Origin of the sequence: Thermococcus sp. Bubb.Bath, from assembly GCF_012027595.1 — an archaeon.
Classification (GTDB): Archaea; Methanobacteriota_B; Thermococci; order Thermococcales; family Thermococcaceae; genus Thermococcus.
Map to the genome: position 1 here is coordinate 255,410 of NZ_SNUR01000003.1, position 15,062 is coordinate 270,471.

Annotated in this window: 12 protein-coding genes; 10 read left to right on the forward strand and 2 right to left on the reverse strand. The window is 53.0% G+C overall.

Features of this window, described 5'->3' with window-relative positions:
- Positions 1-33: 33 nt before the first annotated feature.
- Positions 34-1,929, reverse strand: a complete 1,896-nt coding sequence (locus E3E29_RS08585; protein WP_167910611.1) for a phosphoadenosine phosphosulfate reductase family protein — start codon at positions 1,927-1,929, stop codon at positions 34-36.
- 84 nt (positions 1,930-2,013) lie between these two features.
- Positions 2,014-3,222, reverse strand: a complete 1,209-nt coding sequence (locus E3E29_RS08590; protein ID WP_167910555.1) for an ATP-binding protein — start codon at positions 3,220-3,222, stop codon at positions 2,014-2,016.
- A gap of 228 nt (positions 3,223-3,450) precedes the next feature.
- On the opposite strand from E3E29_RS08590, the gene E3E29_RS08595 reads away from it, so the two are divergent.
- The 10 genes from E3E29_RS08595 (at position 3,451) to E3E29_RS08640 (ending at position 15,060) form a co-directional block, all read left to right on the forward strand.
- Positions 3,451-4,419: an SPFH domain-containing protein gene (locus E3E29_RS08595; protein WP_167910556.1), complete on the forward strand. Its 969-nt coding sequence runs from the start codon at positions 3,451-3,453 to the stop codon at positions 4,417-4,419.
- 5 nt (positions 4,420-4,424) lie between these two features.
- The gene (locus E3E29_RS08600; protein WP_167910557.1) at positions 4,425-4,847 is read left to right on the forward strand and encodes an NfeD family protein; all 423 of its coding nucleotides are present in this window, start codon (positions 4,425-4,427) and stop codon (positions 4,845-4,847) included.
- A gap of 302 nt (positions 4,848-5,149) precedes the next feature.
- Positions 5,150-5,665 carry a hypothetical protein gene (locus tag E3E29_RS08605; protein WP_167910612.1) on the forward strand — a complete coding sequence of 172 codons (516 nt, stop codon included), beginning with the start codon at positions 5,150-5,152 and terminating at the stop codon, positions 5,663-5,665.
- 1 nt (position 5,666) lies between these two features.
- Positions 5,667-7,403, forward strand: a complete 1,737-nt coding sequence (locus E3E29_RS08610; protein WP_167910558.1) for a hypothetical protein — start codon at positions 5,667-5,669, stop codon at positions 7,401-7,403.
- A gap of 9 nt (positions 7,404-7,412) precedes the next feature.
- On the forward strand, positions 7,413-7,838 hold the full coding sequence (locus tag E3E29_RS08615; RefSeq protein WP_167910559.1) for a DUF86 domain-containing protein: 426 nt from the start codon (positions 7,413-7,415) through the stop codon (positions 7,836-7,838).
- Positions 7,834-8,202, forward strand: coding sequence for a nucleotidyltransferase domain-containing protein (locus E3E29_RS08620; RefSeq protein WP_167910613.1), 369 nt, complete (start codon positions 7,834-7,836; stop codon positions 8,200-8,202). The genes E3E29_RS08615 and E3E29_RS08620 overlap by 5 nt, the downstream gene beginning before the upstream one ends.
- Before the next feature lie 46 nt (positions 8,203-8,248).
- Entirely contained in the window at positions 8,249-8,857 is a 609-nt protein-coding gene (locus tag E3E29_RS08625) for a chromosome assembly protein (protein ID WP_206205843.1), read from the forward strand.
- Positions 8,854-9,471: an SNF7 family protein gene (locus tag E3E29_RS08630; RefSeq protein WP_167910560.1), complete on the forward strand. Its 618-nt coding sequence runs from the start codon at positions 8,854-8,856 to the stop codon at positions 9,469-9,471. Before E3E29_RS08625 ends, E3E29_RS08630 begins: the two co-directional genes overlap by 4 nt.
- Positions 9,472-9,544: 73 nt before the next feature.
- Entirely contained in the window at positions 9,545-13,933 is a 4,389-nt protein-coding gene (locus tag E3E29_RS08635; RefSeq protein WP_167910561.1) for a DUF2341 domain-containing protein, read from the forward strand.
- 2 nt (positions 13,934-13,935) lie between these two features.
- Complete coding sequence (locus E3E29_RS08640; protein WP_167910562.1) at positions 13,936-15,060, forward strand: pentapeptide repeat-containing protein; 1,125 nt, start codon at positions 13,936-13,938, stop codon at positions 15,058-15,060.
- The last annotated feature ends 2 nt before the right edge of the window (positions 15,061-15,062 follow it).

The window sequence follows — 15,062 nt, forward strand, 5'->3', positions numbered from 1 at the left end:
ATTTAAGTGTTTTTGTCAAATTTGGCTTTACCATCAGAGCTGGCTTCCCTCCTCTGGGTTCTTAATCTTCAACAGCGGGCAGACGTCCATACACTCGCGGCAGTGGGTGCAGGAGCCCCAGTCAACGATTATTTTCTTGCTCCTCTCGTCTATACTTAGCGCGTTCTCTGGACATTTGCCGACGCAGACCCCGCAGCCGACGCACTCGTAGGCCCTCTTAATGAGGTAGTAGGCACTCCAGGCCTCTTCTTCGTTCGGAGCTTTGGCGGTTCTCGTTCCACCTATGAACTCAACCTGCCCTGCTTTGATAGCATCTCCCTCGACGTTTACCTTTCCAAGGATTGGAGCGACCTCAAGGAGCCTCTTCCTGTTGAGGACGGTGTTGAAGGTCAGCTCGTAGCCATCGTCGGTCTCTTCGATCTGAACCCTCACTGGCTCCCACGAGCGCTCCTCTGGAATATTAACTTCCAGCTTCCTTACTATAGCCTTCTCGCCCTTGCTGAGCTTCTTCCAGCGCCAGAAGCCGTAGGTTACCCACTCCTCCGAGAGGTCAAAGCGCCTCCTCCAGTACTCAAGGGCTTTCCTCCACTTCTCCCAGAGCTTAGGCTTCTCCCTCCTCAGCCTCTCGAACTCAGCTAAGGAAGCACTAGGACAGAGGAAACATCCTATCCTGTCGAAACCGCGGGCGTAGAGCGGGTTGTACTTCAGCTTCCTGCTGAATATGTAGAGCCAGACCTCTATGGCCCTCCAGTGGAAGATTGGAGATGCCCCAATCTCGTTCGGCACCCACTTGTTCCTCCACACGCGTGGCTGCTTGAAACGCTTTATGCTCTCATACTTTCTCTGGCCGACAAACATGAGGACGCCCTTTGGGTAGTTCTCCTTTATGGCCATCGTTATTGGCCCGAGCTTTGTAACTTTACAGCACCAACGGTAGTCCCTTCCCGGCGGCGAGAAGACATACAAAGCTCTCCAGAAGGCGTCGCCGGCGTCGGCCACTATAAACTTCGCTCCCTTCGGCTCAAGCTCCTTTCTCAGCTCCTCAACGTATTGAACCGTTTCAGGGAATTCGATGCCCGTGTTGTTAAAGAAGACTGTGAAATCGGTCCCGAACTCCTCCAGCGCCAAGCCGAGAACCGCTAAACTGTCCTTTCCGCCGGAGAATGCAACAGCCTTTGGAAGGTCGGAGTATTTGTTAGCAACCCTCCTCATGAACTCCCTGCTCTTTACGACCTTCCCCTCAAGGGCTGTGCTGTTCGCCCTCAGAACGTCCTCCACGGTGGCCTTCTTGCCCTCGCGGTAGTTGACGGTCTTCTGCCTCTTCGGTTTTACGCCGGTCCCTCTCTCCTTCCGCATTAACGCTTCGTAGTCCTTCTTGGCTATCCCCGTGGCGAAGACTTCTCCTTCCTCCGTGACGAGTATAACCTCATCTCCAACCCTTATGCTCGGCTCGGCCTCGACTATTCCAACTGGCAGAAGGTTGGCGTTCTTCTTTACGGGCTCGACCGCCCCATTATCCACGACTACCCACTTCTTCATTTCCTTTCCGAAGCGCTTCCAGAGGGCGATTGCTCCCTCCATCTTCAGCCCCGCATGCCACTTCAGTTCGAGCGGGTCGTACTTGATATAACCAAAAACGTAGCCGTCAAATATTATCTCGTAGGCGTCGTCTTCGCTCGGGAGCTTATTGAGGAGGACGATTTTTCCTTCCAGGATTTCGCCGATATCCACACCGTAGTGCTCCATGAAGGCTGAGCGAATGAACTCGATGTCCTTCTCAAATGCGAAGCGCAGGTCTCCTGGTGGGGTGATGTTGAGCCTGAAAACTCCCTCCTTCCCGTGAACGGCGCAGGAGTCGCCGATGAGCGGGACGTTGCACTTCTCACACCAGTTTATGTATGACTTTCCAAGGAAGACTGGTCTCCCCATTCTTCTCACCTGGGAATTGAGCGGAGTGGGAGTTTATAAAGGCAGATGGTCGGGGAATGAACCAGCCAAAGGGAAAACTCGTGATTAGACTTCATCGTACTCAACGACGTGGCGGTACTCTATTCTATGGAGGAACCGTGGTACTTCGCTTCCACTGAGCACGATGACATCCCTCGGATACCTGCCCTTAGCTTTTCCTGACTTCACCTCAACCCTCATGCCCGGCACAACGGCGTCTATCTCGTAGCCCTCGCTCTGGAAGTAATACACCTTCCTGAACTTCCGGTAGAGGTGCTCCTGAACGGCCCATTCGTAGAGAACCGACTCCTCGACCTTAACATGGCTCCATTCGGCGAACGCCCTTGCCATCAATGGGTCCCTGATGGCAAACTTCCGGTTTTTCTTTGGGACGATTTTCTTCCCCCACTGTGAGAATGGTATCTCCAGAAGTACCTTAAGCTCGGAGAGGGCTGACACGTAGCTCCTTACGGTGTCCCTGTTGACACCGGCTTCTTGACCAAGCTCGCTGTACGAGAGAGGGCTTGGTGCCTTGGATATTATCGCCCCCAGTATCTCCCTCGCGATTTCTGGATTCTTCTCCCTTTCAAGGCTTCTGAGGTCGGCCTTCAGTGCGCCCACTATATCACTCTTCCGTATCCTTCTATTTAGGTAAGCCGCGTAGCCCCCGGTCCTAAGGTAGCTTTCGAAGGCATCCTGGCCTTTCCCTGCAAAGTAGTCCTCAACACCTGTTAGGAGATGGTAATAGTCCCTGAAGCCGAGGGGCATTATTTCGAGAACCTTTCCACGGCCCTTCCTCCCGGAGAAGTATCCAACGGCCCTATTAAGGTTGACCGATACTGAACCCATTACCGTGATGACATCGTTTTTAAGCTTCTTCCGGTTTATGAGGTCAATGATGGCCTTCCACCAGTTCTTGGCGGATGTAACCTCGTCGAGGAAGATGAGAGAGTTCTTTATTCCTTTGGTCTCCTTGAGCTTCAAATAAGCCTTAAGAACGGCCGAGAGGTCATCCTGGTTGTCGAGCATTGTGCAGTCATAGTAAAAAATCCCGTAGGGGTTTTCCCTTTCCCTGAGGAGCTCGTTTATGAGGAGCTTCACTCCGAGGGTTTTGCCGACCCTCCGCGGCCCAACCAAAAAGTTCACGGAAAAGGGTTCGAACGAGAGTTCCCTTATCCATGAGGGGACGTACCGGTACTTTAATCCCCTCCACTCTTCAAAGTCCGGATCTCCCTCATGAACCCACCATGGGTTATACTCCTCAAGGTCGAACATGGGATTTGATAGGAGTCTTTGCTTATATGTCTTGCGGAACGATATTCGGCAAAGATTTATAAAGTCTTGCTGAACAATAATCGCTATCTCTTTATAAATACTGGCCGTTTCCAGCAGGCAATACCAAAAGCCGAAACGGAGCAATAGGGCAACACTCAAAAGACCACAGCAACATTTATAAGAACTTCAATTCTTCTCAAGTTTGAGAACTAATTGGGGGTAGTGGTAATGGGAGGTTTCGCCGCCTTCGTTATACTCGTGCTTGGACTGTTTCTGCTGCTGCTCCTGCTTCTGGGAGTGAAGGTTATACGACCCTACCAGAAGGGGCTGGTTGAGAGGCTCGGAAAGTTCAACAGGATACTCGACCCGGGTGTCCACTTCATAATCCCGTTCATGGAGCGCGTTAAGAAAATCGACATGCGCGAACACGTCGTTGATGTGCCGCCCCAGGAGGTCATCTGTAAGGACAACGTCGTAGTAACCGTCGACGCGGTCGTCTACTATCAGATAATGGACCCCGTGAAAGCGGCCTACAACGTCAGCAACTTCCTGATGGCAATCATCAAGCTCGCACAGACGAACCTCCGTGCCATAATCGGTGAGATGGAGCTCGACGAGACCCTCTCTGGCAGGGACATAATCAACGCCCGCTTGAGGGAGGAGCTCGACAAGATAACCGACCGCTGGGGCGTCAAGATAACCCGCGTCGAGATACAGAGGATAGACCCGCCGAAGGACATCCAGGAGGCGATGGCCAAGCAGATGACTGCTGAGAGGGAGAAGAGGGCAATGATACTCATCGCCGAGGGTAAGAAGGAGAGTGCCATAAGAGAGGCTGAAGGACAGAAGCAGTCGGCGATCCTGAAGGCAGAGGGTGAGAAGCAGAGACAGATACTCATCGCCGAAGGTCAGGCGCAGGCCATCAGAAAGGTTCTTGAGGCGCTCCAGATGGCCGACGAGAAGTATCTGGCGCTCCAGTACATCGAGAAGCTACCGGACCTCGCCAAGTACGGCAACCTCATAGTGCCCTACGACACAGAGGCCCTCATAGGGCTCCTCAGGGTCCTCCAGAAGGTTAAGGACAGCCCCCTGCCGAAGCCACCCGAGAGCGAGAAGAAGGAGCCAGAGAATAACAACCTCGACAATCTGGAAGTGAGCCCGGAAGATCTTGAGAAACTCAAGGACATGAAGGAGTGAGGGCCATGAGCGCTCTCTTCCCCGCTTCCCTTTTGATCCTTGGGCTCCTGATAATACTGCTCGACATGATGGTCACGGCCTTCACGACCCCGATAGGCGTTACCTTCGCAGTCCTCGGTATTCTACTCGGCTTCGGTTGGGGCTTCACCGAGAGCTTCGTGGTGGCGCTTATATTTGGCGTTCTTGCCTACATCCTCGTCGGTAGGTACATCAGAAAGGACGTGGAGGACCTCGGCGAGAAGGAGAAGAAGTACACCTTCGACCCGGTCGGAAAGAGGGGCAGGGTCGTAAAGGTCGCCGAAGACCACTACCTCGTCGAGCTTGAGGGGGACAAGTGGATAGCCCTGAGCGACGAGAAGCTGGAAGTCGGGGACACCGTTGAGGTTGTTAAAGTGGACGGTGTGAAGTTGATAGTGAGAAAGGCATGAACACGTGATTAACACTCCCCAGAATGGGCTCTATTTATCCTTTTATGGCATCTCACGCCAGATATAACGTGGTATTTTACCTTCTTTACACCCGGTTCTAAATTCGGACATCCAAAAGCGAAAAACGTTTATTCTATGCATCCATAATATCACGGGTGAGCCCTCCTGTCTATCCACGGAAGGAAAAGGACCTTTCCGAAAGAACAAATCCCGACAACATTCCATAATCGCCATATATGTTAGTCTCCAAAATGGAGAAAACTTTATATAGGATGAAAACGCAAAAACAAGTAGTGGTGCCTATGGAGTACGTGGTGTTCGTTGGATATGAGAACGATGCTGAACGGAAGAGGGTCGATTACCTCCTGAGCAAATGGGCGGAGAAGGCCACGGTAAGGAAGCCAGGAGGTTTAGTCTTCTTCATAAAAACAGAGAAGGCCGAGGAATTCCTCGAGGAGCTCCTCTCAAAGCTGGAAGGCGACCCCAGGGAAAAGGTAGAAGTGTACAGAGTGGAGGAGGAGGTCCTGGTAACGAAGACGAAGAAAAAGACCCTCCACTACACAATAGACGAGGAAAAAAAGGTCGTAGAGCGCTTCATCGGGTACCTGCTCTCAAAGCTGAACGCGAGCTATGCCTACTCCGATGCGATGGCGAAGGTATACAGTGCGTACACCCGAAAGGGGAGGGCCACGCTGAAGGTTCTTCTGAGGGGTGACGGAAAAACGGAGGTCACGATAGAGATAGAGGGTTACGGTGATGTCGTTGATTTTCTGGCCGATAAGATAGAGGAGGAACTCAAAATCTTTGCGGGTGATTGAAATGGGGATATTCGAAGAGGGGAGGACGGACTGCGTTAAAACCCTGCTGAAGCCGGCCGAGAGAACCCTGAAGCAGGGGCTCGACATCCTGGGGGAGGACTTCGATAGAAGGGCAGACCTGTGGAGAAAGATCAAGGACAACTACGACCGCTACCTTGATGGAGAGTGCGGAGAGTTCCTCAGCGACCTCGACAGGCACTTTCAGTCCAAGTTTGAGGGAGCGCTGGCAATACTCGCCTGGAGCTTCTGGAAGAACGGGGAGGGATTCGAGCCAGCCCGGAGAAGGTACAGTGAAAAGGAGCTTCAGGCCATTGAACGGGTTCTGAGCTACAACGTCTTCGAGATACTGAGCCACGACGAAGTCATGGCGAGGATAATGCGCAAGGACGCTGACATACTCAACATGCTCCGCGACTACTACCTCAACGTTCAGCGGTGGATGGACGAGTTTCTGAACGACCCATCGGTAAAGCTCTCGCTGAGGAACTTCCTGAAGGAGAAGTGGAGCTCATACAGAGGCAAAGTTGACGAGGCCATCAGCGATGCAACGAGAAGGTTCACGTGGTTCACGAACTTCCTTCTGGGAGTTTCCGAAGAGGAGAAGGCCCTCGAAGAGTTCTACCAGAAGCAGATGTCAAAGATTAGGGAGCGCTACGAATCCCTTATGAGGGAAATGGAGGCGGCAAAAGAGGAGGAGATATCCCGCATTCTAAAGGAGAAGGAAGAACTTGAGCGCCAGATGAGGGAGCTTGAGGACAAGATAGAAAACGACGAGGAGAAGGCCCGCCTGAGGGAAGAGCTCGAAAGAATGCGCTCGGCACTCGATGAAAAGCTCGCCGAGATACAGCGGAAGGAGGAGGAGCTGAAAAAGAAAGAGGCGGAAATAACCAGCAAGGAGAAGGAAGTTCAGGAGAAGATCAGGGAGATACTGAAGGCCCAGGGCAAGATCGAGAAAGGTTCGCGCTTCGTCAGGCGGGATGAGGCAAGGATAATGGAGATGAACTTCACCGGCAGGCTGAGGGAAAAGCTCGCCTCGGAGGTCAAGATAAACGGCAAGACCTTCAAGCCGGGAACCGTTGAAGAGAGGGCCACCTACGATACCTCGGTCTTCTCTGACAAGCTGGAGGAGCGCGACCTCAAGAACGTCCCAGAGAACACGGAGCTGAGCGTCGAGTTCACTGAGAAGAAACTCCTGGGGAAGAAGGGGAAGGTTCTCGTTAAAGCACTCTTCTATTCCAGGCCCAAGAAGTACGCGGAGCTCGGCTTCGATGTTGACCCGCTCGAACTGGCCGATATAAACGCCCTCCTCATAGACGCCAAGAAGAGCGACGCCGACAGGGTGATACTCCTCGTCGCCTCCCCAACTGGCTTTGAATCGAGGGTGAGGGATTACGTCAACTCCCAGGACTTCAGGAGAAACTTTGTCTCTGGAAAAGTCTCCTTAGCCCTCCTCGACCTTGAGAGCGGCGAGCTGACGATAAACCCCCACGATGAGTACGCGAAGGCATTTGAGCCCTACCTCCGGCTTGAGAGAGATGAAGAACTCATGGCAAAGCTGAAGGAGCTCATCGAGGATGGAATCTTAGTGAGGGGCTACGTTGTCCTTGATGATATGCTCAAGCACGGAAACGAGGAGGACGTGAAGAGGGCCTTCCACGAGCTCTCGAAGGAGAAGGGCTACATCACCAAGTTCATCGAGGGTGTCGGCTTCGTAATAGCGAGAGAGGGTTTCATCTGAGGTGGGAGCGTGGAGATAGACAGGGACTTGATCGAGCGGAAGCTTGGGGATATAAAGGGTGCCCTGATCGAGCTCAGGAGAATAACCGGGAAGGGGAAGGAGGAGTTCCTCTCGAATGTCTACCTCCGCTACGCGGCCAAGTACCTCCTGATAACGGCTATAGAGGCTGCGTTTTCAGTCTGCAACCACATAGCCGTCAGGAGGGGCAGGGTCCCGGGGAGCTACTCGGAGTGCTTTACCGAGCTCTCCAGGCTCGGCATCATAAGCCGAGAACTCGCTGAAAAACTCTCCAGGATGGCGAAGTTCAGGAACCTGCTCGTCCATCAGTACTGGAGGATAGACGACGAGAGGGTGTTTGAGATACTTGAAAAAGACACCAGCGACTTTGAGGAGTTTATCAGAGAGGTGATGGCCTACGTCGAAGGCAGAGATTAAGGAGAGACTCAGGAGGGTGCTTGAGAGGCACCCGGAGGTCGTCTTCGCCTACCTCCACGGAAGCTTCCTCGTAACTGACCACTTCAGGGACGTGGATGTGGCAGTCTACGTGAACGGGGTGGAGAACTACACGGAGTACGAGCTCTCGCTGGCGGTCGAGCTTGAGAGGGAAACCGGGGCCGAGGTCGACGTCAGGGTTCTCAACGACGCCCCCCCAGCATTCAGATACCGGGCCGTCAAGGGGGAACCCCTAATTGACCGCGACCCTGAGAGAAGGTTCAGGTTCATCGAGGAGACCGTTTGGGAGTACCTCGACTACGAACCCCTCGAAAGGAGGATGAGGAGAGAACTCCTGGCCGGATGAAGCTTTCATTGTTTGATCCTAACTCTAACCTCTGGAGGTGTCTGAAATGGGACTGATGGACAAGGTCGGCGGAATGTTTGGAAAGAAGAACACACTGGAGAAGCTCTCCCTGAGGGAGCTCCAGGCGGAGCAGATAAGGCTGAAGAACAGGCTGGACAGGCTGAAGAAGGACCTGAACCAGATAGAGAAGAAGAAAAAGCAGCTCTTCCAGGAGGGGATCGGGGCGGACAAGCTCAAGAAGAAGATGCTGGCGCAGGAGATCAAGAGCCTCGACCTAGAGCAGAAGCTCAAGCTCAAGGACTTCACCATGGCCCAGAAGCAGTACACCCTCGTCACCAACATGATAATCATCAAGAAGTACGAGAAGGAGCTTAGGAAGACCGGTCTCTGGGAGAAGCTCAGCAGCGTCGAGCCTGAGCAGCTTGAGCAGGCGCTGATAAAGGTAAATCTCGATGGAAAAGAGTTCGACGAGATGGTCGAGGGCCTCAACAAGGTCTTCGAGATGGAGGTCGCGGAGTTCGAGGAGACCGAGGACGAGACCGAGAAGGAGCTCATGCAGGCCTGGGGGCAGGTGGAAGCTGGAGAAGCCGACGTCGAAGAAGTGGCCGAAAAGGTCGTCTCCATTGACAAGAAGCTGGAGGACGAGGAGCTATGAGCCTCTTCTCCAAATTTTTCGGGAAGAAGAATCCTCTCGACATACCCCTGCCGAAGCTCAACGAGAACAGGATAAAGCTCGAGTACCAAATCCAGAAGATTGAGAACGAGATAGCCAGCATAGACGCGGAAGTGGCGGCCCTCTTCGAGAAGGCAAAGAAAGCCAGAAGCAAGAGCGAGGAGCTAACCATAGCCACCAAGATAAAGACCCTCAACCAGAGGAAGAAGAACCTCCAAAAAACGCACGCCCAGCTCAACAAACAGCTCATGCTCATCAGCAACCTCACGATAATCAAGGAGAACGAGGCCATTCTGAAGGGGACGCCCACCTGGGAGCTTCTCCGGAACATGTCTCCAGAAGAGCTTGAGAGGAACCTCTCCGAGATGCAGCTCGACGCCCAGACCTTCAACGAGAACCTGAACCAGATGCTCGGCATAACAGACCAGACGATTGGAGCGGGCGTAGAGTTCGAGGAGGATGAGGAGTTGGCGGAGATAATGCAGGCCATCCACGCGGTTAAAGAGGGCGAGCTTGAGCCCGATGAAGCGGCCGGGAAGGTTACCGGCGAGGAGCGGGAGAAGAAGGAAGAGAAGGAGTTAGTGGAGGAGCTTTGATTTTTTCTGTTTTCTGGTTAAATCAGCCCCCTGAGAATCAGGTTAGTTGGCATGATGATTGGGGGTAAGGGGGATGAAGAAGGCTGTGGCGCTGATATTTGTTGCATTGGTAATAACTGAGATAATCGGAGTAATGCCAGGACAGGTAAGAGCAAATTCCCAAACTCCAACGCTTTGTAACTCCCTGATGTGCATACAGTTTGAGAATCCTCCTTCCGATAGTGGGGAGCTTACAGGAAAACTCACGAACTTTCAAGTTGACATGGACAAAGATGGGAATCCCAAAGACGATCCAAATCTGTTTTTTGGTGACCTAAGAGGATGGCAAGCAATGAGACTGTTTTACAGCAACTGTTGGGCCCCAATAAGCGGCAATTACGAGACGTATTCTAACAAGATAATCTTTACAAGAACTAATAATGATGCAGGGGTTAAAGAGAGAATCGAATACAACCTTGACAACACAAGGACAGTTTTCTATGTTGAACCTACAGTTACTATACTAAAGGCCCGGAAAGATGATATAAAATATGGATTAAGCCTCATCTCGGATATTTATGTCACCAGTGATCCGGGAGAGACAGTTTACGTGAAAGGATTCGGGGTTGACGAGAAGTATGTAGACTCAAGTGACCCGGAAACAGTATATAATTGGGCAAAGCAATATGAATTCAATGTAACTATTAAAGAGGGGAAATTCACAACGGGATATGTTACTTCGATAACAATACCAAATGCTCATCTTGTTTACATGAAAGTTGAAAGGCCTGATACCGGGACTTATTACCTTGCCATTGTCTCTAAAGAGCCTGAATATGCAACAATAACAACGGCATCTGCCTGGGCTCATGATAAAGGAATACAATTCTATTTGGGAACTCCAAACGAGCAGTTAAACGTGAGGGAAACTCTGAGTGGGGAATTTGCTGTTGTTTATGCCAAAACAAAGGAGGAGCTGTTCAATATTGCAAATTCAATAACATTCGCAAGTCAGCCATCCTCCAATACGAGTCTTTCACAATCCGTCCAATACCTCTCTCCCGAAGACCTCTCCCAGTGGAAGTACTACCGCGAGGTAACCATCAAAGAACAGTCCGGCCAAACCCTTCAGAACTTTCAAGTTCTCATCGAGCTGAACTCGGACAACTTTGACTTCTCAAAGGCCTTACCCGACGGAAGCGACGTTAGAATAGTTGACGAGAACGGAAACTTCCTCCCATACTGGATTGAGGAGTGGAATGTGAGCGCTAAAAAGGCGAGAATATGGACGATACTCCCGGAGATTCCTGCAAACGGTGAGGTTAAGCTTAAGCTCTACTACGGGAACCCGAACGCGATGAGCAGAAGCGACGGGGATAAGGTGTTCGAGTTCTTTGACGACTTCATTGATAACAGAAATGGATGGAAGGCTTGTCCTGAAGCAGTATTCAAGTTGGAAAACATTGATGGGAGAAGTGTTGGCAATTTCTATGGAACCCAAGACAATACTGGTTGTTCGTTCGTTGTAGAAACATCAAAGGAGTTGAGTCTGCCTCTAACGGTAATGGCCCGGTTAAAAGCCTACAAACTCACATACGACGGTTACGATGATTATTATCCAAACGCTGGCTTTGATATCCTCTTCAACAACTATTTCGATGCAGAAACCGACTGTTTAGAAAATGAGAGAGCGGACTCAAAGTGGTATTTAGTCGCTCCTATATCCGACGACGGAACTGTATTTAGAATATGGGTCAAAAACCCAGCGGTATACGATTATCTTGGCAAGTATTATAACAAGATTTATGAAACCGACTTCAAGCATCCAGATACTTGGGTTACTTGGGAGATAAAGCGGGACAAAAATCACATTCAATTCTTTTTAAATGACAAAAAACTTGTAGATTTCACAGACACTTCGGATTATGCACTAACAGAGAACAACAGAGGGTATTTAGCGTGGAGAGAGGGTTATGTTTACTTAGATTGGGTGGCCGTCCGCAAATACGCCCCCAAGGATCCCATAGCAATACTCGGGAGCAAGCACCTAACCTCCGGAAGCCCCCAGAATTCGGGCTTTGTTCCAAAACCCACTTATTCAAACACCATCCTCTACTTCCTCCTTGGTTTAGTCATCCTCGGAGCTCTCGTCGGCGGGGTCGCCTACAGCAGAAAGTCCGGAACCAGAAAGGAGACCCTTAAGGCCGAGTTCGACGCAATGATAAAGGCCGGAGACAGCATAGCGGAGAAAGACCAGTTCGGCGCGCTCGAGTACTATTCCAAGGCCCTCAGCTTAGCGAAGAAGATCGGTAAACCTGAACTGATAAAGCTCGCGCAGGAGCGCTTTGCCCCGCTCAGGGGGACCGTTCTGGCCGAGGTCGGGAGTCTTCTGAGGAGAGGCGACGAGGCACTCTCGAAGAGCGACTACGACAGGGCGATAGCATACTACAGACAGGCTCTCGACCTCGCGAAGAAGCTCAGCGACAGGGATGAGGTGAAGAAGGTAGAGGGGAAGATAGAGAGCGTCGGGAAGATAAGGAAGATACGGGAGCTCCTCTCAGAGGGAGACGTCCTGATGGAGGGGGAGAAGTACTCCGAGGCCGCTTCCAAGTACGAGGAGGCTCTGAAGATAGCGAAGGAGGTGGGGGACAAGTCCCTGGCGGAGATGGCAAGGGAGAGGCTCTCGAAGGCCAACGAGAATCTCAGCGAGATAAGCTCAAAGGTTTCAGCCCTCGTGAGCAGAGCCACCCAGGCGATGGCCGAGGGGCACTACGGTGAGGCCGTTGAGAGCCTGAGTGAGGCCCTCGCTTTGGCTGAAAGAACCGGCGGAACGGTGAGCGTCGAGGAGATACGGAACAAGCTGGAGGATGCCAAGACGAGGGGCGAAATAGCTCGGCTCGTTGGCGACGCGAGGAAGGAGAAGGATCACGGAAAGGCCATCGAGCTCTATTCGCAAGCCCTGGAACTGGCAGAAAAGCTCGGCGACTCTTCGCTGATGGCATCGCTGAAAGCTGAGATCGAAGAGAGGAGAAAGCAGTGGCGCCTCGAAGTCCTGAGGGACGGGATAGAGATAGCCCTTCCGAGGGAGCTCCCCTACAACCGCGAGGTAACCCTCGGGGTTAACGTGACCAACAACCTCGACGAGACGATTGAGGGACTCACCATAGACCTCTCCGATATGGCCGCCTACTTCTCGATGGACGCTGAGAAAATCGAGTTCCCGCCGATAAGGCCGGGAAGGAGCCTCGGAAAGGACGTGAAGCTCGTCCCCCAGTTCAAGGGGGACTTCGAGTTCAACGTGGGGGTATCGTCCAGCATAGGAGAGACCACCAAGACCCTCCGCGTCAAGGTCGGCGACTACTACTCACCCGGGGTCTTCACGCCGAGGCCAACGACCCCCAAGGCCGCTCCGGATGAGCTTGAGGCCCTCTATGAAGACTTCCAGTACGTCGGCGAGGGCGGCTTCGCGAGGGTCTTCAAAGCCAGGAGAAAGAGGGACGGGAAGGTCGTCGCCGTCAAGATACCGAAGACCCTCGATCCCGCAACGGGCAAGGCCTTCGTGAGGGAGATAAGCAACTGGCTTCACCTCAAGCACACCAACATCGTTGAGCTCTACGATGTCAACGTCATCCCGATCCCCTACCTCGAGATGGAGTACTGTGAAGGCTCCTTAGCCAAGCTCGGAAAACCGATGGAGGTCGAAAAAGCTGCCTCGATAGTCTTCAACATTGCCGAAGGACTGAAGTACGCCCACTCAAAGGGCATAATCCACCGCGACCTCAAGCCCTCAAACATCCTCCTGAAGGACGGCATACCGAAGATTTCCGACTGGGGGCTCAGCAAGGCGATGGCCGAAACCCACTCCACAACAATGGCCAGCTTCACGCCCTTCTACGCCTCCCCGGAGCAGACCTCAAGGCGGTTCGGCAAACCAGACCACAGGAGCGACATCTGGCAGCTGGGCGTCATTTTCTACCAGCTCGTTACAGGAAGGCTCCCCTTCGAGGGCGATGATTTGATTGAGGTCGTCTCAAGGATAGCGACCGACGAGCCGGTTCCTCCTTCAGAGATCAACCCCGAGGCGAAGGATGTGGAGCACATAATCCTCACCTGCCTCCAGAAGGACAGGGAGGAGCGCTACCAGAGCGCCGCCGAGCTCCAGTTTGAACTCGCCACATATCTCGGCCTCAAATACCTCGAGGCGCTGAAGAAGTCCATAACGCTCAACGACGCTCCAAGAGCCGCTTTCTACGCGGGCAAGCTCATGCTGATGTTCCTCAAGATGGGCAACCTGAAGGAGGCCTACAAGTACGCGAGCGACCTGAAGTTCTACGCCTCCGGCGAGCTGTCAGGGGACGTTGAGGAGCTGGCCGAGGGCATAAAGCTCCGCCTCGAGGAGGGCCTCAACGTTGTGAGTGAGGAACTGTTGGCTAAAGCCGAGATAATAGCCCACAAGGTGAGCCTGGGCTTCAAGGAGGTGTAGCCTTGAGGTGCACCTACGAATACCGCCACTCGCTCAAGGAGTGCCCGCGGGAGGCCCTTGAGGGCCTCCCCTACTGCCCCTTCCACCTCCCGGAGGGAGGGAAGGACTTCAGCGGGGAGAACTTAAGCGGTGAAGACCTTGAGGAGGCCTACTTGAGCGAAGCGAACCTAACCGGGGCGAACCTCAGCGAAGCCAACCTCCGCTACGCCGATTTGAGCGACTCAATCCTTGACGGGGCTGATCTGAGCTGGGCCATCCTTACGGGCGCTGACCTCAGCGGTGCGAGCGCTAAGAGGGCAGACTTCACAAGGGCCAACCTTGAGGAAGCCGACCTCAGCGGGGCCTCTCTTATAGGAGCTACACTTTCCCTTGCCAGCCTCCGTGGGACAAACCTCACGAGGGCAGATTTGAGGGGAACTGAACTTTATGGGGCGGAGCTCGAGGGAGCCAATTTACTCGGTGCCGACCTCCGCGGGGCGAGGCTCCACGGCGTCTCGTTCAAGGGCGCTAAGAACATTGAACACGCTCGCCTCGACACCAAGGTCATCGAAGAGGCTGAAGGAGACCGGCTGAGGAAGGAAGACCCCCAGAGGGCCATCGAGTCCTACCTCAAGGCCCTCTCCGTCTACCTTGAGCTGAAGGAGACCTTCCGCTCGCGGGCCATCTACGACAGGGCGAGCGCCTACACGATAGGGGAGTGGCGCGTAAGGGGGAAGGTGCAGAGCATAGCCCACAGGGCTGAAAGTCCGGCCGAGCTTGAGGAGTTCGTGCCCTTCACGGCCAGAAGCGGAAAGAGGTGGCTCGTTGCATTAGAAGGAAAAACGCGGTGGCTCCTGAACGTCATCTACCGCTTAACGTCAAGCTACGGGGAGAGCGCTTCCAGGGTTCTTATCACAACGATAGGGATTGTGTTCGTCTATGCCGCTATCTACTGGCTCGCCGGCGCCCTGGGGAGCTCTTCCTTCTCAGAGAGCCTCTACTTCAGCCTAGTTACATTTACAACGGTCGGCTACGGCGACATAGTTCCTAAAGCCAACTACCGCCTGCTCGCGGCAAGTGAGGCATTCATCGGCGCGTTCCTGATGGCGTTTTTCGTTGTTGTGATAAGCAGAAAACTTATTAGATAGGA

Excerpts from the sequence above, each read along its gene's own strand:
- E3E29_RS08585 (WP_167910611.1), bottom strand. The coding sequence starts at position 1,929 with ATGGGGAGACCAGTCTTCCTTGGAAAGTCATACATAAACTGGTGTGAG.
- E3E29_RS08590 (WP_167910555.1), bottom strand. The coding sequence starts at position 3,222 with ATGTTCGACCTTGAGGAGTATAACCCATGGTGGGTTCATGAGGGAGAT.
- E3E29_RS08595 (WP_167910556.1), top strand. The coding sequence starts at position 3,451 with ATGGGAGGTTTCGCCGCCTTCGTTATACTCGTGCTTGGACTGTTTCTG.
- E3E29_RS08600 (WP_167910557.1), top strand. The coding sequence starts at position 4,425 with ATGAGCGCTCTCTTCCCCGCTTCCCTTTTGATCCTTGGGCTCCTGATA.
- E3E29_RS08605 (WP_167910612.1), top strand. The coding sequence starts at position 5,150 with ATGGAGTACGTGGTGTTCGTTGGATATGAGAACGATGCTGAACGGAAG.
- E3E29_RS08610 (WP_167910558.1), top strand. The coding sequence starts at position 5,667 with ATGGGGATATTCGAAGAGGGGAGGACGGACTGCGTTAAAACCCTGCTG.
- E3E29_RS08625 (WP_206205843.1), top strand. The coding sequence starts at position 8,249 with ATGGGACTGATGGACAAGGTCGGCGGAATGTTTGGAAAGAAGAACACA.
- E3E29_RS08630 (WP_167910560.1), top strand. The coding sequence starts at position 8,854 with ATGAGCCTCTTCTCCAAATTTTTCGGGAAGAAGAATCCTCTCGACATA.
- E3E29_RS08635 (WP_167910561.1), top strand. The coding sequence starts at position 9,545 with ATGAAGAAGGCTGTGGCGCTGATATTTGTTGCATTGGTAATAACTGAG.